This window comes from Roseovarius sp. MBR-78 (assembly GCF_040547535.1).
GTDB lineage: Bacteria > Pseudomonadota > Alphaproteobacteria > Rhodobacterales > Rhodobacteraceae > Roseovarius.
The window spans coordinates 61,015-85,765 of sequence record NZ_JBEPPX010000005.1 but is presented as its reverse complement, the minus strand read 5'-3'; the positions used below and the strand labels follow the sequence as shown (position 1 = coordinate 85,765).

General features: G+C 66.2%; 27 protein-coding genes and 1 tRNA gene. 18 read left to right on the top strand and 10 right to left on the bottom strand.

What is annotated here, in order from left to right; genetic code table 11:
• Window positions 1-12 precede the first annotated feature (12 nt).
• The 3 genes from ABIE58_RS05545 to ABIE58_RS05535 form a co-directional block, all read right to left on the bottom strand.
• A complete protein-coding gene (locus ABIE58_RS05545; protein ID WP_354543695.1) occupies window positions 13-1,251 on the bottom strand; it encodes an aspartate kinase in 1,239 nt (412 codons plus the stop codon).
• A 353-nt stretch (window positions 1,252-1,604) separates the two neighbouring features.
• Window positions 1,605-2,252, bottom strand: a complete 648-nt coding sequence (locus tag ABIE58_RS05540) for an SDR family NAD(P)-dependent oxidoreductase (RefSeq protein ID WP_354543694.1) — start codon at window positions 2,250-2,252, stop codon at window positions 1,605-1,607.
• Window positions 2,253-2,260: 8 nt separating this feature from the next.
• A complete protein-coding gene (locus tag ABIE58_RS05535; RefSeq protein WP_354543693.1) occupies window positions 2,261-2,677 on the bottom strand; it encodes a DUF1178 family protein in 417 nt (138 codons plus the stop codon).
• Between the two features lie 207 nt (window positions 2,678-2,884).
• Between ABIE58_RS05535 and ABIE58_RS05530 the strand changes: the two genes are divergently transcribed.
• Genes ABIE58_RS05530 through bfr form a run of 4 tightly spaced genes read left to right on the top strand, consistent with a single transcriptional unit; the run spans window position 2,885 to window position 4,263 of the window.
• Window positions 2,885-3,049, top strand: a complete 165-nt coding sequence (locus ABIE58_RS05530) for a hemin uptake protein HemP (protein WP_354543692.1) — start codon at window positions 2,885-2,887, stop codon at window positions 3,047-3,049.
• On the top strand, window positions 3,046-3,519 hold the full coding sequence (locus tag ABIE58_RS05525; RefSeq protein ID WP_354543691.1) for a hypothetical protein: 474 nt from the start codon (window positions 3,046-3,048) through the stop codon (window positions 3,517-3,519). The genes ABIE58_RS05530 and ABIE58_RS05525 overlap by 4 nt, the downstream gene beginning before the upstream one ends.
• A gap of 17 nt (window positions 3,520-3,536) precedes the next feature.
• The gene (locus ABIE58_RS05520) at window positions 3,537-3,830 is read left to right on the top strand and encodes a (2Fe-2S)-binding protein (RefSeq protein WP_354543690.1); all 294 of its coding nucleotides are present in this window, start codon (window positions 3,537-3,539) and stop codon (window positions 3,828-3,830) included.
• A complete protein-coding gene (bfr, locus tag ABIE58_RS05515; RefSeq protein WP_354543689.1) occupies window positions 3,778-4,263 on the top strand; it encodes a bacterioferritin in 486 nt (161 codons plus the stop codon). Before ABIE58_RS05520 ends, bfr begins: the two co-directional genes overlap by 53 nt.
• Before the next feature lie 26 nt (window positions 4,264-4,289).
• On the opposite strand, the gene ABIE58_RS05510 is transcribed toward bfr, so the two are convergent.
• From ABIE58_RS05510 to ABIE58_RS05500, 3 genes are all read right to left on the bottom strand, one after another.
• Complete coding sequence (locus ABIE58_RS05510; protein WP_354543688.1) at window positions 4,290-6,206, bottom strand: monovalent cation:proton antiporter-2 (CPA2) family protein; 1,917 nt, start codon at window positions 6,204-6,206, stop codon at window positions 4,290-4,292.
• A 43-nt stretch (window positions 6,207-6,249) separates the two neighbouring features.
• On the bottom strand, window positions 6,250-8,559 hold the full coding sequence (locus ABIE58_RS05505) for a hypothetical protein (RefSeq protein ID WP_354543687.1): 2,310 nt from the start codon (window positions 8,557-8,559) through the stop codon (window positions 6,250-6,252).
• A 195-nt stretch (window positions 8,560-8,754) separates the two neighbouring features.
• Window positions 8,755-10,035: an O-acetylhomoserine aminocarboxypropyltransferase/cysteine synthase family protein gene (locus ABIE58_RS05500; RefSeq protein ID WP_354543686.1), complete on the bottom strand. Its 1,281-nt coding sequence runs from the start codon at window positions 10,033-10,035 to the stop codon at window positions 8,755-8,757.
• 82 nt (window positions 10,036-10,117) lie between these two features.
• Here ABIE58_RS05500 and ABIE58_RS05495 point away from each other — a divergent pair, with 82 nt between their 5' ends.
• The gene (locus ABIE58_RS05495) at window positions 10,118-10,531 is read left to right on the top strand and encodes a VOC family protein (protein WP_354543685.1); all 414 of its coding nucleotides are present in this window, start codon (window positions 10,118-10,120) and stop codon (window positions 10,529-10,531) included.
• Window positions 10,532-10,608: 77 nt separating this feature from the next.
• On the opposite strand, the gene ABIE58_RS05490 is transcribed toward ABIE58_RS05495, so the two are convergent.
• A complete protein-coding gene (locus ABIE58_RS05490; RefSeq protein ID WP_354543684.1) occupies window positions 10,609-11,610 on the bottom strand; it encodes a GT-B fold glycosyltransferase domain-containing protein in 1,002 nt (333 codons plus the stop codon).
• 217 nt (window positions 11,611-11,827) lie between these two features.
• On the opposite strand from ABIE58_RS05490, the gene ABIE58_RS05485 reads away from it, so the two are divergent.
• From ABIE58_RS05485 to nusG, 9 genes are all read left to right on the top strand, one after another.
• A complete protein-coding gene (locus ABIE58_RS05485; protein WP_354543683.1) occupies window positions 11,828-13,180 on the top strand; it encodes a tyrosine-type recombinase/integrase in 1,353 nt (450 codons plus the stop codon).
• A 425-nt stretch (window positions 13,181-13,605) separates the two neighbouring features.
• Window positions 13,606-13,950, top strand: a complete 345-nt coding sequence (locus ABIE58_RS05480; protein WP_354543682.1) for a helix-turn-helix transcriptional regulator — start codon at window positions 13,606-13,608, stop codon at window positions 13,948-13,950.
• Window positions 13,947-14,243, top strand: coding sequence for a helix-turn-helix transcriptional regulator (locus tag ABIE58_RS05475; protein WP_354543681.1), 297 nt, complete (start codon window positions 13,947-13,949; stop codon window positions 14,241-14,243). The genes ABIE58_RS05480 and ABIE58_RS05475 overlap by 4 nt, the downstream gene beginning before the upstream one ends.
• Before the next feature lie 18 nt (window positions 14,244-14,261).
• Entirely contained in the window at window positions 14,262-16,700 is a 2,439-nt protein-coding gene (locus ABIE58_RS05470) for a DUF5906 domain-containing protein (RefSeq protein ID WP_354543680.1), read from the top strand.
• Between the two features lie 199 nt (window positions 16,701-16,899).
• Entirely contained in the window at window positions 16,900-17,310 is a 411-nt protein-coding gene (locus ABIE58_RS05465; RefSeq protein ID WP_354543679.1) for a hypothetical protein, read from the top strand.
• Between the two features lie 200 nt (window positions 17,311-17,510).
• Complete coding sequence (locus tag ABIE58_RS05460; RefSeq protein WP_354543678.1) at window positions 17,511-17,732, top strand: hypothetical protein; 222 nt, start codon at window positions 17,511-17,513, stop codon at window positions 17,730-17,732.
• Window positions 17,733-17,928: 196 nt separating this feature from the next.
• Window positions 17,929-19,110 (top strand): phage major capsid protein, encoded by a 1,182-nt coding sequence (locus ABIE58_RS05455; RefSeq protein ID WP_354543677.1) that lies wholly within the window; start codon window positions 17,929-17,931, stop codon window positions 19,108-19,110.
• A gap of 225 nt (window positions 19,111-19,335) precedes the next feature.
• Window positions 19,336-19,542 carry a hypothetical protein gene (locus tag ABIE58_RS05450; RefSeq protein WP_354543676.1) on the top strand — a complete coding sequence of 69 codons (207 nt, stop codon included), beginning with the start codon at window positions 19,336-19,338 and terminating at the stop codon, window positions 19,540-19,542.
• Window positions 19,539-20,084, top strand: a complete 546-nt coding sequence (gene nusG, locus ABIE58_RS05445) for a transcription termination/antitermination protein NusG (RefSeq protein WP_354543675.1) — start codon at window positions 19,539-19,541, stop codon at window positions 20,082-20,084. Before ABIE58_RS05450 ends, nusG begins: the two co-directional genes overlap by 4 nt.
• A gap of 88 nt (window positions 20,085-20,172) precedes the next feature.
• Here nusG and ABIE58_RS05440 read toward each other — a convergent pair.
• Window positions 20,173-20,256: transfer RNA gene (locus tag ABIE58_RS05440), tRNA-Tyr, on the bottom strand.
• A gap of 109 nt (window positions 20,257-20,365) precedes the next feature.
• Here ABIE58_RS05440 and rlmB point away from each other — a divergent pair.
• From rlmB to ABIE58_RS05420, 4 genes are all read left to right on the top strand, one after another.
• Window positions 20,366-21,160 carry a 23S rRNA (guanosine(2251)-2'-O)-methyltransferase RlmB gene (gene rlmB, locus ABIE58_RS05435; RefSeq protein ID WP_354543674.1) on the top strand — a complete coding sequence of 265 codons (795 nt, stop codon included), beginning with the start codon at window positions 20,366-20,368 and terminating at the stop codon, window positions 21,158-21,160.
• 15 nt (window positions 21,161-21,175) lie between these two features.
• Window positions 21,176-21,472 carry a hypothetical protein gene (locus ABIE58_RS05430; protein WP_354543673.1) on the top strand — a complete coding sequence of 99 codons (297 nt, stop codon included), beginning with the start codon at window positions 21,176-21,178 and terminating at the stop codon, window positions 21,470-21,472.
• 191 nt (window positions 21,473-21,663) lie between these two features.
• Window positions 21,664-22,137: a CoA-binding protein gene (locus ABIE58_RS05425; RefSeq protein WP_354543672.1), complete on the top strand. Its 474-nt coding sequence runs from the start codon at window positions 21,664-21,666 to the stop codon at window positions 22,135-22,137.
• Window positions 22,138-22,213: 76 nt separating this feature from the next.
• A complete protein-coding gene (locus tag ABIE58_RS05420) occupies window positions 22,214-23,626 on the top strand; it encodes an FAD-binding oxidoreductase (RefSeq protein ID WP_354543671.1) in 1,413 nt (470 codons plus the stop codon).
• Here the strand turns inward: ABIE58_RS05420 and ABIE58_RS05415 are convergent.
• Window positions 23,623-23,991, bottom strand: a complete 369-nt coding sequence (locus tag ABIE58_RS05415; protein WP_354543670.1) for a hypothetical protein — start codon at window positions 23,989-23,991, stop codon at window positions 23,623-23,625. The genes ABIE58_RS05420 and ABIE58_RS05415 overlap by 4 nt on opposite strands.
• 31 nt (window positions 23,992-24,022) lie before the next feature.
• Entirely contained in the window at window positions 24,023-24,709 is a 687-nt protein-coding gene (locus tag ABIE58_RS05410; protein WP_354543669.1) for a TerB family tellurite resistance protein, read from the bottom strand.
• Window positions 24,710-24,751 lie beyond the last annotated feature (42 nt).

Below are 24,751 nucleotides of genomic sequence, written 5' to 3'. Positions count from 1 at the left end.
CGGCGCGGGGCGTCAGGCCGCCTTGTCGAGATCAAACGCATCATGCAGCGCCTGCACCGCAAGTTCCATGTATTTCCGGTCGATCAGCACGGAAATCTTTATCTCGGAGGTTGCAATCACCTTGATGTTTATTCCTTCATCACTCAGCGTCTTGAACATTTTCGCCGCCACGCCCGATTGGCTGCGCATCCCGATGCCCACCGCCGAGACCTTGGCCACATCGGTATCGGCGATCAGGTCGTGATAGTTGATCTGGCCCGCCGCCTTCGCCTCGCTCAGTGCCTTTTCAGCCCGTTTCACCTGATCGGTGGGGCATGAAAAGGTCATGTCGGTGCGCCCCTCTTCGGCGATGTTCTGGATGATCATGTCCACGTTCACCCCGGCCTCGGCCAATGGCACGAAAATCGCCGCCGCGATGCCGGGGCGGTCGGCGACCGACACAAGGGTCATTTTCGCCTCTTCGCGCGAATAGGCGATGCCGCTTACGACGTTCGATTCCATGATTTCCTCCTCGGCGCAGACAAGCGTGCCGGCCTCGTCCGATTGTTCCTCGAAACTGCTGAGCACACGCAGTTTCACATTATACCGCATCGCCAGTTCGACGGAACGGGTTTGCAGCACCTTCGCGCCAAGCGAGGCCAGTTCGAGCATTTCCTCGAAGGCGATCTTGTCGAGTTTGCGCGCCTTGGCGCTGATGCGCGGATCGGTGGTATAGACCCCGTCCACATCCGTATAGATGTCGCAGCGCACCGCGCCAAACGCGGCGGCAAAGGCCACCGCCGTGGTGTCCGATCCGCCGCGCCCCAGCGTGGTGATGCGGCCCTCGGGGCTTAGGCCCTGAAACCCCGCGACCACGGCCACGCGCATCCCCTCGGTGAACTTGGCGGTGATATTGGCGGTGGGGATTTCCTCGATCCGGGCGGCGGAATGGGCGGCATTGGTCAGAAGCGGCACCTGCCAGCCCTGCCAGCTTCGCGCCGGGATATCCATTTCCTGCAACACCAGCGCCATCAGCCCGGCGGTGACGTTCTCGCCGGAACTCACGACGGCGTCATATTCGCGCGCGTCATGCAGCGGCGCGATCTCGTTCACCCAGCCCACCAATTCGTTGGTCTTGCCAGACATGGCCGAGACGATGACGATCACGTCATGGCCCTTGGCCACCTCGACGCCCACGCGCTTCGCGGCGCGGCGGATACGGTCGATATTGGCAACCGAGGTGCCGCCGAATTTCATCACGAGAAGGGACATGGGCACGGTATCCTGAGCCACGAATTTCGCGCGCGGTTTACGCGCGGGAAGGGTGTTGCGCAAGGGGGGCGCTGCTTGGGGCATCCCCGCGTGAAGGGGGCGATGCGGCAAGGGCGGTGTTTGGCCTTGAGTGGGCGTTCGAGGTGCAGCCCCCTTGCGCGGAACAAGGCGCGGAACGCGCCGCCGCGCATCGCCGGGCCGCCCGACCGGCACGGCGATTTGGCTGCCGCTTGCGCGATGCTTTGAGGTTTTTCGGATTTGGCGCGATAAAGTGCTGCCAAACTCACGTTGGATCGCCGCACCGCGGCCCGTCGATGCGCGGCTCCCTCACCGTCCACTGAAGGCCTCCCCCCTCAATAGGGATGGTCGCGCCCGTCCCATGTCTGGAAACAGCCCGTGCTGTCCGGGCCAAGCGCCGCGAACCGCGCGATCAACCCCTCTGCCGCCTCGTCTACGGAGATATCAGCCGCCCCGCCGCCCATGTCGGTGCGCACCCAGCCGGGATGATAGATGCCCACGGCGATCCCCTCGGGGGCCAGATCGGCGGCAAGGTTGCGCCCCAGATTGAGCGCGGCGGCCTTGGAGGCGCGATAGATATAGCTGCCCCCCGGCGCGCGGGTATGGCTGGCCATCTGGCTGGAGATGATGGCGACCTTCGCCGCCCCTGCCGCCCTCAGATGGGGCAGCAGCGCCTGCACCGCGTGAAACACGCCGGTGACATTGGTGGCGAATGTCTCGGCCCACATCGCCGCCGGATAACCCGTGTCGAGGCTCTGGCCCTTGTCGGCATAGATCCCGGCATTGCAGATCAGCAGATCGACGGCGCGCCCGTCCAGATGCGCGGCCAGCCGCCGGAAATCCTCCGCCCGCGTCACGTCGAGCGCCACCAGATCGCCGCCGCCCGCGCGTGCGGTGCCGGTCACGTCGTGGCCCTCGGCGCGGTAGCGCGCGGCCAGTGCCGCTCCAATGCCGCGTGATGCGCCGGTGATGACGATATGCATGGGGTCTCTCAATTCGATTTGCGGCGGGGGGCAAAGGGCAGCGGCATGACCGGCACGCCATCCTCGATCAGGCGGCGCGCCTCATCGGGTTTGGCCTCGCCATAGATCGCGCGTTCGGGGGCGGTGCCGTCATGCATGTCGCGCGCTTCCTGTGCGAATCGGGGGCCGACATAATCGGCATTCGCCTCGACCTTGCGGCGCAATTCGGCCATCGCCTGCTCTGCCGGGCTTGGTGGCGCGCTGAGCGGCTGCGCCTCGCGTGTGCCCTGAACCTGCGGGGCCATCAGCGCCTTTTCCACGCCCTGCGAGCCGCAAACCGCACAGGCCAGCAGTCCCGATGCGTGCAGGCGCTCGAAGGTTGCGGCGGATTGGAACCAGCTATCGAAGCGATGCTCGCGGTCGCATTTCAGAGAAAACCGTATCATGATTCATACACCCCGTGATGATGCATAGATAACCGCGCAGCCGCGAAGATCAAGCACGGGTAATCTGACGAAAATAATCTGGATTGACGTATCTTAGTAAATAAGTCAGATTAAGCGGGCCAAGCCAAGCCGCACCGGTCAGCCCGGCATCTTTCATCAGACAGGGGACGGGTTCGCGCGTCCCCGCCGAGAGACGGAGGCCAACAGATGATCCGCGCCCAGACCGGACCCGACCACAGCCTGACGGCAGAAGCCGCCTGCCACGACGCCCGCGCCCTGACCGAGGGCGGCAATATCGCCTATATCGTGCTTGACGGGCAGACCTATACCCTGCGCATCACCCGCGCCGACAAGCTGATCCTGACGAAATGAAACACGCGCGCGATCTTTCCGGAGAGCTGCCCGTGGCGGCGATGGCGGGCATGGAGCCGTTGGCCGCGCTTGTCATCGCGGCGCTGCGCGGCTGGAACCGTGGCGGGGCGGGGGCGGCGCTTGGCGTCTTGCGCGGACGGATGTCCGAGGCGCAGGCGGCGGCGGCGATGGCCGCGATGTGCGACCTTGCGGGCATCCTCGGCGTATCGCGGCGGCGGGCGCTCGCGTGCCATGCGCCGCACTGCCCTTGTGTCGGGGCCGACGAGGCGGCGTTCGCGCGCTTCGTGCGGGCGGCGGCGCTGGGCGAGCGCGAGGACGCGCTCTGGCTGGCCAGCCTGATGGTGGAGGGGCACGCCATCCTGTGCCTGACCGACGCGGCGTCGCGGTTCGGGTTGCACCTTCATCGCGCTACGTTATGTGCCGCGCCCACGATGACGGCGGCGTGCCCCAAAGGCACCACCGTGCACTGACAAGGGAGACCAGACCGATGATCATCTGTCACTGCATGGCCATCAGCGACGCCGATATCCGGCGGGCGGTGGACTGGATGCGCGCCGCGGACCCTGAAACGGTCATTACCCCCGGCAAGGTCTATCGCGCGTTGGGCAAGCGCGCGGATTGCGGCGGTTGTCTGCCACTTTTTATTGACACAATGAGCAGGCAGGTTAACCTTGCCGTCCCCATGCATCTGCGTGCACTTCGGCACGCGCCCACACAGGGAGGCCTCCATGAAAGGCGACGCGAAGGTAATCGAGTATCTCAACAAGGCGCTCAGGAGTGAGTTGACCGCCGTCAGTCAATATTGGCTGCACTACCGCCTGCAGGAAGACTGGGGATACGGCAAGATCGCGGCCAAATCCCGCGAGGAAAGCATCGAAGAAATGCACCATGCGGATCGGCTCGTGGAGCGGATCATCTTTCTTGGTGGCCACCCGAACCTGCAAAAGCTTGATCCGCTGCGCATCGGCCAGACCCTGCGAGAGACGCTCGATTCGGACCTTGCGGCGGAACAGGATGCCCGCGCGCTCTATATCGAGGCGCGCCGTCACTGCGAGAGCGTGGCCGATTACGTGTCCAAGAACCTGTTCGAGGAACTGATCGCCGACGAAGAGGGGCATATCGACTTTCTGGAGACGCAGATCGAGCTTTATGACAGCCTCGGGGCAGAGCGTTATGGCCTGCTCAACGCAAGCCCCGCCGACAGCGCGGAGTGATTTGGGACGCGCATGCGTGCCCCTCATCAGTCGTCGCGGCGTGCCTCGGCGGCGGGCGTGCCGTCTTCGATCTGGCTCAGGAGCATCGTCTGCAATTCCGCCTCAAGCTCGCGCGCGCGCTTGATATAGGCGGCGTTCTCCATCGTCGGCACGTTCGGATCCCACAGCGCGGCCAGTTCGCGCACCGATTGCCGGTCGTGGCGGTAGAAGGTCTTTTCCGCCTCAGCCGCCTCGAATTCGCTCAGCCCGACATTCTCGAGCACATAGCGACCGGCGCGCAGCGACCCGTCGAAAAGCTCGCGCACGATGTCGTTCGCCCCGGCCTTGTAGAGACGAAAGACATGGGTGCGGTCGCGCGCGCGCGCCACGATATGCAGGTCGGGCCGCTCGCGCCGGGCAAAGGCCACGAGGCGCACACAGGCGTCGGGATTGTCAAGCGCCGCGACCAGAACGCGCGCCTGCGCAAGGCCCGCGGCATGGAGCAGGTCGGGGCGGGTGGGATCGCCGAAAAATCCCTTGACGCCAAAGCGCCGCATCCGCTGGATCGCGGCCAGATCGTTGTCGAGCACCACGGTGTCAAAGCCGCTTGATCGCACCAGCCGGTTGACCACCTGCCCGAACCGCCCGATCCCGGCGATGATGACCTGCCCGGTGCGGTCGATCTTGTCGGCCTCGGCCTCGGGGGCGGGGGCACCGTCGGCCATGCGCCGCGCCAGATTGTCGAAGATCAGGAACAGCAGCGGCGTGATGAGCATGGTCAGCGCGATCACCAGCAACAGCACTTCGTCAAGCCCGCGTGGCAGCACGCTTTGCTGGTTCGAGAAGGCCACCAGGACAAAGCCGAATTCCCCGGCCTGCGCCAGCGACAGGGTAAACAGCCACAGGTCGCGTCCGCGCAGCAGGAATATGCGACCCAGCACGAAGAGGATGCTGCCCTTGACCACGATCAGCCCGGCTGCCAGCCCCAGCACCAGGAACGGCGCGCCTTGCAGCACCGTGAAATTCATCCCCGCGCCCACGGTGATGAAGAACATGCCCAGCAGCAGCCCCTTGAACGGCGCAAGATCGCTTTCCAGCTCGTGGCGAAACTCGCTATTGGCCAGCACCACCCCGGCAAGGAAGGCCCCGAGCGCGGGCGACAGGCCCACCAGCATCATCAGGTAGGAAATCCCCACCACGATGAGCAGCGCCAGCGCCGTATACATCTCGCGCAGCCGCGCGGTGTGGATGAAGCGAAACACCGGGCGCGTGAGGTAGATACCGGCAAGGATGATCGCCGCCACCGCCGCCACCGTCACCAGCGTCGCCGCCCAGCCGGGCAGGCCTGCGATGAAATTCTGCGCCGCCTCGTGCGCGGGGGCCTCTGCGGGCGGCTGCGCCTTTTTGGCGCGCTCGATCACGGTGGCAAAGACGGTATCCACCGTGCGCGGCACCGCGAGCAGCGGCAGCAGCGCCAGCATCGGGATCACCGCGATATCCTGCGTGAGCAGCACCGAAAACGCCGAGCGCCCGCCGCCGGTCTGCATCAGGCCCTTTTCATTGAGCGTTTGCAGCACGATCGCGGTGGACGAGAGCGCCAGCGTCAGGCCTATGGCAAGCGCCACCGTCCATGTCTGGCCAAGCCACATGGCCCCCAGCATGATCGCCCCGGTGGTGAGCACGATCTGAAGCCCGCCCAGCCCCAACAGCCGGTGGCGCATGTCCCAAAGCGCGCGCGGCTCCAGCTCCAGCCCGATCAGGAACAGCATCATCACCACGCCGAATTCGGCCACATGCTGCAATTCGCTCGTCGCATCGCCGCCGACCAGTCCGAGAACCGGCCCGATCACGATCCCGGCCGCGAGATATCCAAGCACCGAGCCAAAGCCGAGCCGTGCCGACAGCGGCACCGCGATCACCATTGCCAAAAGCAGGATTGTCGCCTGAAACAGAAACCCGTCCATCACCCCGACCCAATATGTGCCGCCCTGTGCAGCGGTGTGTCTGTCAGCCTCGGGGCAGCCGCAACACCACGCTGCGCCCGCTCTTGGTATAGCGCAACTCGGTATCGCCGATGGCGGAAACCTGGCCGCCGTCGATACGGTCGCCGATCTGCACCTTGCGATAGCGCCCGTTCGACAGCCGGACCAGCGCACGCCGGTCGGACGGTGTGCCGTAGACGCCGATGAGATTGACCTGCCTCAGGTTGATTGCGCTGCGCTCGGTTGCGCTGCGCGCCACCGAGGCGGATGTGGGGATGCGCGGCGCGGCGGTGGCCTGAGGGGCATCGGGTTCGGGGTCTGCGGGCGGGGCCGCGCTGCGCGCAATCGCGGCAGGCCGCAGGCGGGGTTTGAGCGATGCGGGAACGGCCTGTTCCATCGCGCCGGTGAGTGCCGTCTCAATCGCCACCGTGTCCGTGGCCCCGGTCGTGGCTGCGGTCGTGGCTGCGGCGCGGGTGGCGGTGACCGTCGTCGGGCGGAGGCGGGGGCGCAGCGTTGCCATCTCGCGGCGGGTGCGCCCACCCAGGGCCCCGCGCTCGTGGTTCTCGAGAAGCGTCTCGGGCCGTTGGCGTGGCCGGATGCCCGACAGGGCGTCGCGCGCCTCGGCGGCGGCACCGGTGGGGCTGAGGCCGGGCACGGGCACCGCGCGCGTCGGCGTGTCGGGCGGGCGGACAGGGGGCGGCCCGGCATGAACGCGGACGCCCTCGGGCGTCAGCGCGCCTTCGGGCGTGGCCTGCACAAGGCCGCGGGCATCGAGCGCGAAGGTTGTGCCCGGCGGCGGTGGCAGGGCCGGGCGCGGCGGCACCGGCTCGGCGCGCAGGCGGCTGGCCTCGGGCAGGGCGATGGCATCGCCGAAATTCAGCGCGGCGTCGATCGAGGTTTGGTAGAAGGTGTCAAGATGGTCGGTCTCCGGCTCAACCGGCGCATCGGGGGCCGTGGGCCAGATCCCGGTGGCGGCATAGCGGGTGCGCGCCTCCTCAAGCGTGCGCGGCTCGGACCAGGTGGCGGTGGGGGGCTCTGGTGCGGGGGCAACGGCGGCGATTTCCGGTGCGGTTTCCGGTGCAGGCTCCGGGGCGCTCTCGGGGGCGCTTTCGGGGGCGATGTCCGGCGTGGTCTCGGTTGCTGTGTCGGTTGCTGCGCCGGGGGCGGGTGTTTCGGCGGCGGTGTCGAGCGCGCTTGGCGCGGTGATCGCAAGTTCGGGAATGTCGGGCGTTACCGCGATTTGCGGCTCGGCCCCGCGTATCAGCCTGCCGATACCCGATTGCGGAAAGATTGCCGCCCAGGCCGCCACCCCGATCATGATCACCAAAAGCGCCGCCGTCAGGGCAAGCCCCAGGAAACGCGGCTTGCCGCGCTTTGCGCCTGCCTTGTTGCGCGCGCCAAAGATGGTCATGCGCTCGGCCTCGTCGACCGGTGACTGGGCGGGGCTGTCAGGGGGCGTTACGGTCTCGCCCGCCGGGGGCGGCGGCGGTGCCGTGAGCGGGGACTTTTTCTGCCCGGTGGCCGCTATGCCCTCGGCGGCCTTGCGCGACGGCGTAGGGGCAGGCGGTTTCGGCGGCGGGGCGGCTGCATCGGCGTCATCGCGCGGCGCAAGGCTTGCCTGCGCGGCCCCGCTGATGGCCTGCGCCTCGGCATCGGGCAGCGGCCCCGGCGTGATGCGCGCCACGCCCTCAAGGCGCGGTGCCGTCACGGGCGGCAGCCCCCGTTCGGCGCGAATGCTGGAAAACGTGACCGGCGCGGCCTCTGGCGCAGGCGCGTTGCCGTCGACAGGCTCGGGCACCGCGCCGAGGCGCTTCATCGGGCCGGTGTCGCGCTCGACCAAGCCGGTTGCCGCGGCCTCTTCGGTCATGCCGAAGAACGGCTCCCCGGCATAGCGCGCGGGATCGGGGCAGGCCACGAACGACACCGGGTTGAACCCGTGCTCGCGCGCGAACCCCTCGGCCTCGTCGAGCGTTTCCAGCGCGACGGCGGCGATCTGGAGCCGGTCGCCACTCACCGCCCAGTCAAAGGCGAGATCGTCGAGCGCGTAGGGCGTCGCCCCGTCCAGCGCATCCGCCGCCGCCGTGTCGTGATCGCCGTGCGGGGCAGAGGCGGCGGGAATGTCGAGATAGCGGATCTGATCGTCGGGAATGATGATCTTGGTGCGCAGCCCCGCCGGGTCGAGCGTGGTGGCCTTGCGGCGCAGCGCCGCAAGATCGCGGGCAAACTCGGGCGTGTCAAGCGCGACATCGCCCACGACATGCCAACCCGCCTCGCCCGCGCGATGCAGGAGGGTGATGCCGTCAAACGACAGGTCGAGAGCGAAATTCGGTTTCATCATGACTGTCTTAGCACGCACGCACCCTCTTCGGGAGTCTCAACCGTCATCGTCGAGAGTGACGCGTCCGCGCGCGGCGGTCAACCGGCGGAGACGCGCGATTCCCCGTCATCCTCGGGCCTGACCCAAGGAACTCCGCGCCAACGTCATCCTCCGGTCAAGCCGGAGGATGACGTTGATCCGGTGTGAAGGGGGTTACCCCCCTGCCTTGACCAGTGCCTGATCGAGATCGGCAATCAGGTCCTCGGCATCCTCGATCCCGATGGAGATGCGCACCACGTTGGGCGCGGCCCCGGCGGCGATTTGCTGCTCTTCGGTCAATTGGCGGTGCGTGGTCGAGGCCGAATGGATCACAAGGCTGCGCGTGTCGCCGAGATTGGCCACATGGCTGAAAAGCTCCAGCGCATCGACAAAGCGCACGCAGGCGTCATAGCCCCCCTTGAGCGCCACGGTGAAAAGGCCCCCCGCGCCCTTGGGGCAGATCCGCGCCACCCGGTCGTGATAGGGCGAGGAGGGCAGTCCGGCATAGGTAACGCCCTCGATAGCCTCATGTTTTTCGAGCCATCCGGCCACGCGCACGGCATTCTCGCAATGCCGCTGCATCCGCAAGCTCAGCGTCTCGATCCCCATCAGCGTGTAATGCGCCGCCTGCGGGTTGAGCGTCATGCCGAGATCACGAAGGCCGATGGCGATGCCGTGGAAGGTGAAGGCGAGCGGGCCGAAGGTCTCGTGGAATTTCAGCCCGTGATAGGCGGGTTCGGGCGCGCTGAGCGAGGGGAACTTGTCCGAGGCCGACCAGTCGAACCGCCCCGAATCCACCACGGCACCGCCCGTCACCGTGCCGTTGCCGGTGAGGAATTTTGTCATCGAATGGACGACCAGCGTCGCGCCATGCTCGATCGGGCGGCACAGGTAAGGCGTGGCCGAGGTGTTATCGACGATGAGCGGCAAACCGGCCTTGTCGGCGACCGCCGCCACGGCGTCGAGATCGGCGATATGCCCGCCCGGATTGGCGATGGATTCGCAGAACACCGCGCGGGTATCGTCGTCAATTGCCGCCGCGATGGCGTCGAGATCGTCGATATCGACGAATTTCGCGGACCAGCCGAAGCGTTTGATCGTTTGGCTGAATTGCGTGATCGAGCCGCCGTAAAGCCGGGTCGAGACCACCACATTCAGCCCCGGCCCCATCAGCGGGAAAAGCGCCATGATCTGCGCCGCGTGCCCCGACGAGCAGCACACCGCCCCCGCGCCGCCCTCCAGCGTCGCCACCCGCTCCTGCAACGCGGCCACGGTCGGGTTGGTCAGGCGCGAATAGATATAGCCCACCTCTTGCAGGTTGAAGAGCGCGGCGGCATGTTCGGCGTCGCGGAATACATAGGCGGTGGTCTGGTAGATCGGGGTCTGGCGCGCGCCGGTGGCCGGGTCGGGGCGTGCGCCCGCGTGAATTTGCAACGTGTCGAAACCATAGGCCATGTGACGCCCCTCCTTGCGAAATGCTTGGCTTCCGGGTTACGGCATTGATGTGGGGCACGCAACTGTGAGGGGGAGAAGAAACATGCCAAATCCGTTCCATCTGGCGATCAACGTCACCGATCTTGAGGCGGCCCGCGCGTTTTACGGCACCCTTCTGGGCGGGGTCGAGGGGCGCTCCACCGAGACCTGGGTGGATTTCGATTTCTTCGGTCATCAACTGTCGCTTCACCTTGGCCAGCCTTTTGCCACGCAGGCCACCGGCAAGGTCGGAGACCACATGGTGCCGATGCCGCATTTCGGGGTGGTGCTGCCGCTGCCGCTCTGGCGCGATCTGGCGGCGCGGATTGAGGCGGCGGGGGTCGCATTCGTGATCCCGCCCTCGGTGCGCTTTGAGGGCGCGCCGGGTGAACAATGGACCATGTTCTTCCGTGATCCCTGCGGAAATCCAATTGAGATCAAGGGATTCGCCGATATGGATGATGTGTTCGCCGGGTGAGGGGGCGACCGCGTGCATCCCCCTGCGCGGCTTGTCTCTGAAACGGTTAACATCCGCCCAAGACCAACACCGCCCCCTCAACGCATCCAGAACCCGTTGCGCTTGATCGTGTTGCGGATCGCCTGTTCGCGGCGGGGCAGGTTGTCCTGGTCGAAGAGCGCGCGCACCTTGGTGCCGCGCCCCTGGTAGATCATCCGCTTGATGGCGTCGTAGTCCTTGAGCACCTTCTTGATCCGCTGCGGCGCGGTCACCTCTTCGAGGACAGTGATCACCCGGTCGCTCTCGCGCGCATAAAGCAGCGGCAGCGTGCGGTAGTGGCAGGTCACCTCGCCATCCAGCAGCCCCTCTGGCAGCGTGTCGCGCCCGCCGCCAAGCGCGTGGATCACCAGCGGCAGCGCGACTTGGTCGAGCCACGGATCGAGCGACTGGCACACCAGTTCGGGCGGGGGCGTGTCGCGGATGGCGAGGGCATAGTCGAGAAACCGCTGCCCAAAGATACGCGGGCAGCGGTAGAAGAAGAACCCGGCGTTGAAATAGAGATAGCGCTTCCAGTATTCGTCGGGCTGGCGCTGGTCGAGCGAGCTTGCGAAATCGAGGCCGAACCGGTCATAGAGCGATTTCCAGATCGCGGTATAGCCGGGGCCGTAGAGGTCCGGCTCGGGCCAGGTGCCGCTGCGGCGCAAGGACGCGGTGGGGCGGTCGAAATCGAACGGCACATCGGCCAGATCACCCGTCACCAGCGTGTCGGTATCAAAAAACACGAAGGGCTCGCCCTCGGGCAGCGCCAGGAGCGCCTCGATCTTGTTGCCGTATGGGTAGGACTGGCCGAAATGGCGGCTCTCGAACGGCACGATCTCGGCCCCGAACTCGGCCAGCCGGTCGCGCGTCTCGGCCCCGGCGATGCGCGGATCGCTGCGCCAGAGCGGCCCCGGCTGCGGCTCTGCCACCAGCAGACGGCCCGAAAACCCCGGCGACATCGCCCGCAGCGAGGCGGCAAAGATCAGCGCCTCGTATTGCAGCCGCCCGCCCTGTCCGACGATCACGATGTTGAACGTGCCCGGTGTGGCCGGTTCCGCCATGTCCCTGCCCCCGCCTTTTGCCGCGCAGTATAGGGGCGGCGGGGCCTGCTCAGAAAGGGGGAAAGTGGTGGGCGACCTAGCTTCCGTTATCGAACCTCGATCACATTTTATTGCGGTTTTTCCGACAGATGAGCAAGAAAAACCTTTTTAAAAGCGGATAGAAGCGGCATTAATAGGGGGTCCCACGGGTCTGTTTGCAACCGAAGGAGTGTCCCCCATGCCCCGCAAAGCCGTCGATGAAATGTCCGTCACCCAGCTCAACAAGCGCGTCCGCGAGATTGATGACCGCAAGCGCAAGCCCGGTTTGATCCGCGTCGGCGGCGTGGGCGGGCTGGCCCTCAACGTCCGGCTGCGCCGCTATGCGTCGGGCGAGGCCCTGTCCGCTTCATGGGTGCTGCGCCGCACGGTGAACGGGGCGCGGCGGGACTTCGCGCTGGGCGCATGGCCCGAGGTTTCATTGAGCGCCGCCCGCGAGCGCGCCCGTTTGATGCTCGATCAGATTTGGCAGGGCATCGACCCCGCCGAGGAGAAACGCGCCGCCCGTGCCGCGCAACAGCCCAAGGCCCCCACCTTCCGCACCGCCGCACAGGACCATTTCAACCGCGCCGTCCGGGGGCGGATCACTGTCCGCGATGAAGGCAAGTGGTTCAACGACCTTGAGGCGATGGCCTTCGACAAGATTGGCGATCTGCCTGTTGATCAGATCGAGCCGCACCACATGCTGGCAATCGCTGAACAGCCATACACGCGCTACGGCTCGAAGGTGGAGCAGAAGCTCTGGGACGCGGTGCCGGAGCGGGCGCGGCGGTTGTTCAAGAAGGTTGAGGCGATCCTCGCCGCCGAAACCCGGCTGGGACATCGGAACGGGGCCAACCCGGCTGCGTGGAAAGACAACCTGTCGGCCCTGCTGCCCAAGCCCGCGAAGAAGGCCGCCAAGGGCCAGCCCGCGCTGCCATATGCGCAGTTGCCCGCCTTCATGGCCGCGCTGCGCGCCCGCGAGCCGTCGCCTTCAAGCCGCGCGCTGGAGTTCCTGATCCTGACCGCTGCCCGTTCGGGCGAGGTCCGGGGCGCGACGTGGGATGAAATCGACCTCAAGGCGGGGCTGTGGACGATCCCCGCCGACCGGATGAAGGCCACGCGCGAACACCGCGTCCCGCTGAGCGCCGCCGCGCTGGGCGTCCTGAAGGCCACGCCCAAGTTCGCTGGCACGCCGCTGATCTGGCCGGGGCAGGGTTTGCAGAAGGCCATGAGCGACATGACCGTGGCCGCGCTGGTGAAGAAGATGCACGCGGCAGAGGTCGCGGCGGATCGGCCCGGCTGGATCGACCCCCGGCTGGGCAAGGTGGCCGTGCCCCACGGTTTCCGGTCCACATTTCGAGACTGGGCTGCTGAGATGACGACCTACCCGAACGAAATGGCCGAGATTGCTCTGGCCCACGAGGTAGGGTCGGCGGTCGAGCGCGCCTATCGCCGGGGCGATCAGCTTGAGAAGCGCCGCGCCATGATGGACGACTGGGCTGCTCATGCTTTGTCGGCGGTCGGGGGCGGGCTGCGCGCCGTGGGCACGTAGACCCCAGAAATCTGGTGCAGGAGTAGCGGCGCGGGCTGGCCGGGGCGGTTGCCCCCGCCGGTGCGTGGCGCTCTGCGTGGCGTTCTGGTGGGGGGGCGCTCCGAATCGCGGCGCTTGGTGCGATGGTCCAAGGTTCGGAATCTCCGCCGTAATCAAAGAATTTCTCAGAAAAACTCTTTCACGATTTCTCACAAGACGCTGAATTCTAAAGGAAAGTTTACGTTTTTCTCGGCACGAATCCGCGCCATAAGAGAAGTCGGACCAGATACCGCCGGGGAGCGCGGGATATAAACTACCCCAACAAAGCTGTCGTCCAGGACGCGTGATCCACGGGGAGCGCACCCCACCAAAAAGCTGCTGTCCTCCAAACCCCAAATCGCAGCAATGACCGGGCCGATGTGCCCGGCCTTTTGGAGGACTCTGCTATGGCCGCACGCCAAGAGCCTGAGCGCGAGAAGCGCGCATACACCGTCACGCCGCGCCCGGTGCCGGGCATCCCGAAATATCGCACCGGAGGCCCCAGCGAAGCTGGCGTCGATTACTCAAGGCTTCCCGACTACGAGAAATTGCCGGGTTTCACGCTCGTCGGGATTTCCGAAGTGCAAATCCTGACCGGCATGAGCCGTTCTTCTATCGAGCGCCGGATCAAGGACGGCCAATTCCCCGCTGCCCGCAAGAACGGCAAGGACCGCGTCTGGCCGCTGGGCGTCGTCCGCGAGTGGTGCGAGCGCATGGCCTGTGCCGATGCTCCGGAAGGTGGTGCCGAATGACCGCGCCTAACGACGAGGCCCGCCGCGCCCGCGAGGCCGAGCACAAGAAAGAGGCGCGCGCCCTGAGCGGCCATGCCCTCATCACCGGCCCCGAGGCTGCGGCCATGTGCGGGATCACTACTAAGCACATCAGGACGCTTGAGGCGCAAGGCGACTTCCCGGCACGGGTGCGCATCGGGCCGAACCGCGTGGCATGGCGTCTGCGCGACCTTGAGGAATGGATCGACGCCAGCAGCCCAGCGCCACCGCATTTGCGAGGACAACCGGCGCGGGCGCTGGGCTGCTGGCAGTGAGCAGGAAGGCGGTGTGCGATGACCGATTGGCAGGAAAACACCCCCGGCGCTGGGCCGGGGGCGAAGGCTGACGAGGCAGAAAAAGGACAGGAGAAGATGCCCAAGGATAGTATCCCTGATAAGAATGCTCAGGAAAAGGGGTATCCCGCCGATCAGCCGGAAAAACCGCGCGCGCCCGAGGGCAAGACGGCATCCGTCGATGAATTGCCCGCCGTCCGCGACTATTTGAACCGGATCGGGGCGCGATGCACTTCGATGCTCAAAGCCAAGATCATCGAAGACGAGCACTCGAAGTATCCGCATGTCGTGGCGACGATCCGCTTTTCACGCGCGGACGGGTCGGTGACGGCAGACCTGCCGGAATATGCCCCGACCGAGAAAGAGGCCGAGGCCATCAGTGAGGCCATATCGGCGGCGCGCTGGGTGGAAATGAAGCCACTCGACAGGATCGGCCCCTTGAGCGGCCAGATGCGCGAGGCGGAACAAAAAGACCACGGGCGCGACTGGCCTATGCACTTTTTCGAGTTCCGTGATGCGGCGGGCAAGATCGTCATGGTGCAAATCCGGGTTGACCGCGAACCGGGCGCAGCGCGCGAGAAGGATTATCTCAACTTCACCTTCTGGGACGACAACCAGTGGCGTCTGGCTGAGCCGGAAGTCTTGCCGCTCTGGGGTCAAGAACAACTAGCCGACCACGCCACGGTGTTCCTGCATGAAGGCGCGAAGTCGGCGGCTCACTGCCGGTGGCTCACGGCGGCGGATTCCCGCGCCTCGCGGGCGGCGCTGGCGGCGCACCCTTGGGGCGAGGCCCTGAAAGGCGCGGCGCACCTTGGCTGGGTTGGCGGCGCGAAGCGGCCCCTCGACACCGACTGGTCAGTGCTGGCCAAAGCTGGTGTGAAGCGCGTCTACATCGTGACCGACCACGACGATGAAGGCGAAAGCGCCGTGAAGCCGATAAGCAAGGCTCTGGCGGGCGCGGACATTGATGTGGACTGGATCAAGTTCGGTGATGCCTTCCCGCCCGCCTTCGATCTGGGCGATGCCTTCCCATCCGCGATGTTCCGAGAGGTTGAAGGGCGGCAACGGTACCAAGGCCCGACGCTGCGCGACTGCACCTTCCCAGCGACATGGGCCACGCGCCTGTTGGCACCGCCCGCACCCGAGGGCCGGGGTCGCCCGCCCGCGCCGAAGCCCGTGGCGCGCAAGGCCTTCCTGCGCCAGTGGGCGGTGGTGACGGAAGAAGGCAAATCGCTGTTCGTCCATCGTCGTGACCGGCTGCGCAAATACGCCGAGGAAGCCTTCAACACCCGCGCCCGACCGTTCAGCGACGCGCGGAATACGGCTGACTTGCTCAAGACCGATCCGGCTTGCGCCTTCGATGGGCTGGCTTATCGCCCCGGCGTGGATGAGGCCGAGATTGTCGAGCAGGGGCGGCGGTTGTTGAATACGTGGGTGCGTGGCGCTGAGGCAATGCCTGAGGGTGCAGCCGATGAAGGCCCTTGGACCGAGTATCTCGCACACCTGTTCCCCGACGAAGAGGATCGACAGCACGTCAGCCGGTGGCTCGCAACGCTGATCGCGCGGCCCGCTGTGCGTATGAGGTATGGGCTGCTCTTGTTCTCGAACGAGCACGGCACCGGCAAGGGTACGCTCTGCGAAGTCCTGCGGGGTGTTCTGGGGTCGTGGAATGTGTCTGTGCCGAGCGAGAGCGAAGTCGTGCGGAGCGACTACAACGACTACCTCGCCCACAAGACGCTGGTGTTCGTCCACGAAATCTATGCCGGGTCCACCTGGAAGGCGTATCGGAACCTCAAGGAGAAGATCACCGACACCACCATCCGGGTGAATGCGAAGTATGTGCCCGGCTATGAGATCGAGGCGCGGGCGCACTTCATCCTTTGCTCCAATGCCAGCATCGGCCTGACCATCGAGAAACAGGACCGCCGGTTCCTCGTGCCTCGCGTCACGGAACAGCGGCGACCTCAGGCGGAATGGGATGCCTTCTATGGCTGGCTCAAGGGCGACGGCCCCGCGATCATCGCAAGGTGGGCCGAACGCTTTGTGTCGCAGCACGGCGCTGTGCGGGAGTCCGACCTGCCGCCTGTGACCGAACGCAAGCGGAAGCTGATCGAGGACTCGCGGTCCCCGGCGCATCGCGCGCTGGCCGATCTGGCCGAAGCAGCTCTGGCCGAGGATCAGGAAAGCGGAGCGTTCGTGTCGCTGGTGGATGCCGATGTGGCCGCGTGGGTGAAAGCGCAGGTGCCCGAGGCGAACTTGCCTCTGAACGTTGTGCGCGAGGCTCTGACCGAGGGCGGGCTGTTCGAGACGAAGCGGCTCACAATCGGCGGGCGGAAGCGCACGTGTTGCGTCACGCGGGCCGAGGCGCGCGGGGTCGGTGCCGCCGAGGCGCAAGCTTACCGCAAGAGGCCGGACGATCTGCTGGCTTCCGACATGTGACGGACTTCGGGTCCAAAGGGTCGGAAAGGCCCACCGTCTTCCCTTGTCTGAACAAGAAATACAGAGGGAGAGAAGAGGAATTAAAAGAGAGAAAGGGTGGAATGGGCGGCTTATCGGACCCTTTGGACCCTGACCCATCAACTGCCCCGCAAGGGCACAACCGCCGGGCAACCGGCAGACGAGCGAAAGGAGAAACGAAATGCTCATCAATCAGACTAACGGCACACGCTGCGAAGTGCAGTTTATCGACCACATTCGGATAAAGGGGTCTGGCGACCACTGGGAACTTCACATCTGGCCTGCCCCCGATGAAACGCTGGAGCCGCATGGCGCACACTCGATGGAGATTCCCGTCCCGCCCGAGGAAATCAGGCGCATCGCGCATGTTGCCCCGCACCTGATCTCGGAATTGCCCGAGGAGTTGGGCGGCGCTCCCCGGCCTTACACCACATCCGCCGACGAGAAGCGCCGCATCGCGGAGGCCGAGCGGGCGGAGGAGTTGTTCCGGCTTCAAGAGCAGGAAGAGCAGACGCCCGCCGACCCCATCAATCGAGGGCTGGCCGCGCTCGACCGGCTGGCCGCAGACGGGCAGGCCCATGACGCTGGGTAGGGCCGGTGCAGGCCGCAGCAAACCCCCACTGCACGACCATCTCTGGCGCTCTCCGGGGGGGGGGCATTGAAAGTTGAAAAGTGGTGAAAACCGAAACCGGCGGCATCACTTGTTTTCGCTATCCGCCCCCGAAAAACTTTCGGAAAGAAAATCCACATCCAGCGAAATAATCGTTCGCACACCGAGAAAGGACCACGACCATGACCGACGACACCCGCGACCAAATCCGGCATCATCTTTTCGACAAGCTGGCCGAGACAGCCGAGAGCATCCGCCGGGGCGGCGCGATGGACGACCACCAGCTAGCGACCGCCTTCATGGGCATCGGGCTGACGCTGGCCGAGACCGCCTACGGCCCAGTTGGCGCGGCGGAATGGCTCCGCGACATGGCCGACGAAATCGAGCGGAAAACCGTGAATTAGGTGTTTCCTTCGGCATGTTTCCAGCCGAGAATCAAGGTGCTGACGGGGCATGTCAGGCGCTGCCCCGCCGACCCGCTGAAGGTGATACGCAAGACGCTGTCCCCCGACGCGCCGGGAAGGCCCCGAACCCGCACGCCGCGCGCTGCGCCATATCCCAAACAATCACGCCCTTCGGGGCAGCATGAAAGGTGTTCAAATGAAACACATGAAAACACGCGGGATTCAAGCGGTGCGCGCGCAAGGCGGCGACGTGAAATCCCTGATCCAAGGCATGGACGGCGACTTCAAGGCGTTCAAGGCCAAATATGACGCCGAGTTGAAAGAAACACAGGCGGCGGTGGATCAAGCCAACAGCCAACTTGCCGCGCTCAACCTCAACGGCACGGGCCAAGCCTCTAACCGGCTTTCACCGCAAGCGGCGCAGGATTTTACGGAGTATCTGCGCGCTGGAAGGATGAGCGACGGCATGAATCCGCAGGCCGCTATGCAGACCGGCACCAGCCAGGACGGCGGCGCATCGGTGCCGGGCCAAATCTCGCAACTGATCCTCGACCAGATGGTTGACGTGAACCCCATGCGAGGGCTGGCATCGGTCGAAACTGCGAACAGCGGCGATTTTACCAAGATCGTCGGGCTTCGCGGTGCATCCTCGGGCTGGGCCGCAGAGACGGACCCGCGCAGCATCACCAGCACCCCCCGGATGGGCGAGATCAAACCGCCGATGGGCGAACTGTTTGTCTATGCCGAGGCGACATCGTGGGTTCTGGAGGACAGCCAATTCAATCTCGAATCCTGGCTCAACGACAACATCGCGGATGAATTCGCGCTCCAAGAGGCTGGTGCTTTCGTGAATGGCGACGGGGTGAACAAGCCCGCCGGTTTCCTGACCGCGCCGCAATCCGCCGATGATGACGACATCCGCCCTTTCGGCACGCTGCAAACGGTGGCCGCGCAGGCGGCGGCGGCAATCGAACTCGACGACCTCGTTACCCTCATGACGACGCTGCGCACGCCCTACCGGGTTCGCAACGAATGTGCGTGGCTCATGAGCCGCACGACCGCCGCAGCGATCCGCCGGTTGAAGGATGCGGATGGCCGCCCGCTCTGGATCGAGTCGGTATCGGCAGACGCGCCGCCGACCTTGCTGGGCTATCCGGTGGCCGAGGCCGAGGATATGCCGGGCATCGGGGCGAACAATATCAGCGTCGCCTTTGGCAACTGGCCGCGCGGCTACCTGATCGTGGACCGCACCGGGATGCGCACCCTGCGCGACCCCTACACCCGGCCCGGCTGGGTTCGGTTCTATGTGCATCACCGCGTCGGTGGGCAGGTGATGGACAGCAACGCGCTCAAGCTGCTTCAACACCCGGCGGTGTAAGAGATGGGCGGCGGGGTTTCCTTGTTCCCTCGCCGCCTTCACGGGCTGGTCGCGCCCGGCTTGCATGAGGCAAACGCGATCCGGTTTCAGTCGGGCAGTCACGTCAGCAACCCCGACACGGCACGGCGGCGGTATCCTATGCCCCGCGCGGTGCCTGCCCGCCTCGGGCGTCCTGCCGGTTCGCCGGTTCCGGGGCGGGCTTCCTTTCACAGCGGAGGAATGCCGATGATCGTTGACCCCGAGCGCGCCCTATGGGCCACCGTCCTCGAAGTCGCGCTCAGCGATGCGCAGCACCGAGGCGACACAAGCTGGATCGGCACAAAGGACTTCCGAGAGGTTTGCTATCTCGCCGGGCTTGACCCCGAAGCCGTGGCCGACCGCGTCAGGGCTGGACGGACGGCAAGGTTCAAAAAGCGGCCCGTCGCCGCATGACCGAGGCTCCCACGCTCAACCCCGTCACGCTGCCCGAGGATGCCGACGAATGGGCCGTGCTCAAGTGTCACACCCAGCAGGCTCAACTGCTAATCGACCGGCTGGCCATGTTCGGCGGCGCGGCGTACTACCCCACATTCCCGCGTGTCCGCAGAATTCCGAGACGCAAGGCCAAGCAGACCGTCATGACCCCGGCTTTCCCTGGCTACGTTTTCGCCGCATGGGCAGGCGGGCAGTCATGTCGGACCATATGGCGGCGGGCGTCCGTTCCAGCGCGGGTGCTGGCGGTGCGCGGTGAGGCGGTGACGCTGCCCCGGTCGCGGCTGGTGGCGCTGCACGAGGCTGAGGAACGCTGGCAGGCCCCTGATCGGTCGCCCGCCAACTTCGTCCCTGAGCCGGGCACCCGCGTCCGGTTCACCCTTGGCCCGTTCGAGGGGCTGACCGCAACGGTGGTGAAGGCTGACCCGTGGGTGGCCAAGGTCGAGCTGGACACGCTCAAGGCCCCGGCGACCACGCCCACGGATGCGCTGGAAGCTGTGTAGGCGGCGCGGGAACCGCGATTTTATGTGGAAGCCTACCGGGGGTCCGGGCGGGATTCTTGCATGTAAGTCATTGAAAATAAAGGGGAAGTGGTGGGCGACCTAGGAATCGAACCTAGCGTGCGTCTCCGCGAGGGAGTTACAGTCCCCTGCCACACCTTGCGGCCTGTCGCCCACGTGCCGGGCGGTTTAGAAGTGGCGCGGGCGGGCGTCAACCGGAAAATCGCTTGCATGACGGGCCGCGCGCGTGTCATTGCCCGCGCCTGACAGGAAAGGCGCGCGCGATGAAGAAACCCCGCTGGGTGATCGACAAGGAACAGGCGAAAAAGGCGGCAAGCGCCGAGACCGTCTGGCTCTTCGGGTTGCACGCGGTGCGCGATGCGCTGGAAAATCCGCGCCGCGAGCGGTTGCGGCTCATCGTGACGCGCAACGCCGCCGACAAGCTGGCAGACGCCATCGCCGCCAGCGGCATGGAGCCGGAAATCGCCGATCCGCGCCGCTTTACCGCGCCGCTCGATCCCGGCTCGGTGCATCAGGGCGCGGCGCTCGAGGTGCGGCCGCTCGATTGGGGCAGCCTTGCCGATGTTGCGCTCAGCGACGGGCCCGGCGCGCCGCGCCTGGTGCTGCTTGATCGAGTGACCGACCCGCATAACGTGGGCGCCATCCTGCGCTCGGCCGAGGTGTTCGGCGCGCGCGCGGTGATCGCCCCCCGCCACCATGCCGCGCCCGAGACCGGCGCGCTGGCCAAATCGGCCAGCGGCGCGCTGGAGCGGCAGCCCTATCTGCGGGTGCGCAACCTTGCCGATGCGATCATCGAGTTGCAGGGCATGGGCTATTTCGTGGTGGGGCTTGCGGGCGAGGCGACCGACAGCATCGAGGCGGTGCTTGAGGGCCGCCGCGACCGGCCCGTGGCGCTGGTGCTGGGGGCCGAGGGGCCGGGGCTGCGCCCGCGCACGCGCGAGGTGGCGGACGCGCTCGCGAGGATCGAATTCGCCAGCGATTTCGGGTCGCTCAACGTCTCGAACGCGGCGGCGGTCGCGCTTTATGCCGCGCGGGGGTTGGAAACCACACCGGACTGACCGATATTCCGGGGCATGAGTCACAAGATCGCCACTTGCAATTACTGCGGCACGCGCGCGGCGCTGGTGCTTGACCGGGCGCGGCACGAGTTGAGCTGTGCAAGCTGCGGTGCGCCCCTGCATGACATGAAGGCCATGCCCAAGGCCAAGGCAGAACGCGCGCGCGACAAGACCCGCCCGATGACGCTCCCGCGCCAGAGCTATCGCGACGATGCGCCCCGGTCGCGCCCGCGCGCGCCGAAGCGCCGCAAGGGGCTTGGGCGGCGCATCTTCGAGGAGATATGGGACGTGGTCGAGGATGTCTTTGACTGAGCCTGCCCTCACGGGTGGTCACGAGCGTATTACAAACCCTTTGATATGATGAAATGCGATCCTACATGTGGATCAGAGGCGGCGGACCGGAACTCCGCCTACTCGTATCACTGTCCCTCGTTCCGCGACTGGCGCCCAAGTATTATCTTGGGCGCTTTTTTCTTGCGCCGGTTTGTGGTTCAACTCTGGCCATGAGCGAGACCTATACCGATTCCCACCTGCGCGACATCCTGACCCGCACCCGCCGCATCGCGGTGGTGGGCGTGTCGATGAACCCGGTGCGCCCAAGCTATTACGTGGCGCGCTATCTGGGCCTCAAGAAATACGAGGTGGTCCCGGTCAACCCCGGCCATGCCGGAGAGGTTCTGTTTGGCCAGACCGTCGTGGCGCGGCTGTCGGATATCGAGGGGGACGTTGACATGGTCGATATCTTCCGCCGCTCCGAGCATGTGCCGCCCATCGTCGAGGAGGCGCTTGCCGCTCTGCCGGGTCTGCGCACGATCTGGATGCAGATCGGGGTGGAACACGCGGGCGCGGCGGAAATGGCGCGCGCGCGCGGTGTCGATGTGGTGATGAACCGCTGCCCCAAGATCGAGTATCAGCGGCTTTTCGGCGAGCTGCGGATGGGGGGCTTCAATACCGGCGTGATCTCGTCGAAGCTGTGAGCGGGGATTTGGATATTTATGGCAAGATGAAGCCGGGGGTGCTGGCCCTGAAGGGCGGCTGTGATAACTAAGGGCCATGACATTGAATTCCGCCACCCCCGATTTCGTCGCCGCCCTGCCGGTATCACCCTCTGCCCTGCGCGAGGCCGCGCCGCGCTATTTCGAGGAGCCGCGCGGGCGCTGGCAGGGGCAGGGCGTGGTGGTGGCCCCCGATAGCGTGGAGGGCGTGGCGGCGGTGGTGCGCGCCTGCGCAGCCGCGCGCGTGCCGGTGGTGCCTTATGGCGGCGGCACCGGGCTTGTCGGCGGACAGATCGCGGCGGATGGCCCGGTGCCGGTGATCCTCAGCCTCGAGCGGATGCGCGCGCTGCGCGGGCTCTGGCCGGAGGAGAACGTGATGGTCGTCGAGGCGGGCGCGATCCTTCAGGATGTCCACGCGGCGGCAGAGGCGGCGGGGCGGCTTTTCCCGCTCTCCATCGCGTCGAAGGGATCGGCGCGGATCGGCGGGCTGCTGGCGACCAATGCGGGCGGGGTCAATGTGCTGCGCTATGGCAATGCGCGCGACCTGTGCCTTGGGCTGGAGGCGGTGCTGCCCGACGGGCGGATCTGGCACGGGCTGAAACGGCTGCGCAAGGACAATACCGGCTATGATCTGCGCAACCTGCTGATCGGGTCAGAAGGCACGCTTGGCATCATCACCGCCGCCGCGCTGCGCCTTGCGCCGCGGCCCGCGGGCGAGGGCACAGCCCTCATGGTGGTGGAAAGCCCGCGTGCCGCGCTCGATTTGCTGGCGCTGGCGCGTGATCATATGGGCGAGGGGGTGAGCGCGTTCGAGCTGATGCACCGGCAGGGGCTTGAGTTTCTGGCCGAGGCGCTGCCCGATATCCGGCAGCCGTTTGAGGCCGCGCCGGAATGGTGCGTGCTGATCGAGGCGGGGCTGGCGCGCGGGCTTGATCCGGGGGCGGCGCTCGAGGCGCTCTTTGCCGACGGATTGGAGGCGGGGCTGGTCAGCGACGGCATGATCGCGCAATCACAGGCGCAGCGCCACGCGTTCTGGGAGTTGCGCGAGCAGATCCCCGAGGCCAACCGGCGCATCGGCTCGATCAGTTCGCACGACATTTCCCTGCCACTGTCGGTGATCCCGGAGTTCATCGAAAAAGGGGCCGGGGTGATCGCCGGGATCGGTGCGTTCCGCATCAACTGTTTCGGGCATCTGGGCGATGGCAACCTGCATTACAACATCTTTCCCATGCCGGGGCGCTCGCGCGCCGACCACATGGAGGAGCGCGACGCGATCAAGCGCGCGCTGCATGACCTGGTGCACGAAATGGGCGGCTCTGTCAGTGCCGAACACGGCATCGGGCGGCTCAAGGTCGATGACCTGGAGCGCTATGGCGACCCGGTGAAGCTTGCGGCGATGCGCGCGATCAAGGACGCGCTCGACCCGGCGGGGATCATGAACCCCGGCGCGGTGCTGCGGGCACCCGGCTAGATCTCGACCTCGCCCTCGGGGGCGGTGTCCTGCATTTCCTGCGGGGTCTTGCGACGGATGATGATATCGCCGTTGGGCAGCATCTCGGGCGGGTGATAGGCGCTCAGATCGCCGATCTTGCCCATCAACTCGGCAAGCGCCGGCCCCATGCGTTCGGCGAAATCGCGGATCGCGGGTTCCATCTCGTCGGCGCGCTCACGCAGCGCGTCGAGCGCGGGGCCCATCTCGCGGCGCAGCCCTTCCCAGAAAAGCCGCGCGCCCTCCTCCATCTGCGAGCGGCTCGCGCCCTCGTCCTGTGCAGGGGCGGGGCCTGCACCGATCAAAAGCGCGGCAGGAAGGGCGAGGAGGAGGGCACTGTGTTTCATGGCGATAACATAGGGCACGGGGACGACAGTTTTAAGAGGGGGTGCGCATGGCGGTGATTTCTTCCCAGGCGTTGTTGATATCCCTCAGCCGCCGCTCGGCAAGGCGCACCGCCTCGTCGGGCACGCCGCGCGCGCGGAGCCGGTCGGGGTGGCAGTCGCGCACCTGCGCGCGCCATGCGGCGCGAATCTCTGCCATCGGCATGTCGGCGCTGACCCCGAGGATCGACCACGGATCGGGCCGTGCATCGGGAACGTAGCGCGCGCGCAGGGCGCGAAAGCGCGCCTCGTCGAGGCCGAATATCTCTGCCACCCGGCCAAGAAACACGTCCTCGTCGGGGTGATAGACCCCATCGGCGGCGGCGATATGAAACAGCCCCTCCATCAGGTCGCAGAGCGTCTCGGGGGCATCGGCGAACATCCGCGCGATCCGCGCGGCATAGTCCTCGAACCCGGCCACGTCCTGCCGCGCGAGGTTGAAAATGCGGGCGGCGTTCTTCTCCTCCTCGGGGGGGATTTGAAACACGTCGCGAAACGCCGTCACCTCGTCGCGCGTCACCCGCCCGTCGGCCTTGGCCATCTTGGCCGAGAGCGCGATCACGGCGATGGTGAAGGCGACGCTGCGCTCGGGCGGACCGCGCAGGCGGTCAAAGACATGGGCAAGGCTCTCGCCCTTGGCGAGCGCCTGAACAGCCTCGGATATGCGGGTCCAGATCGACATGGGGACAGCTTATCGCGGATTGGCGCGCCTGTCAGGGCAAAG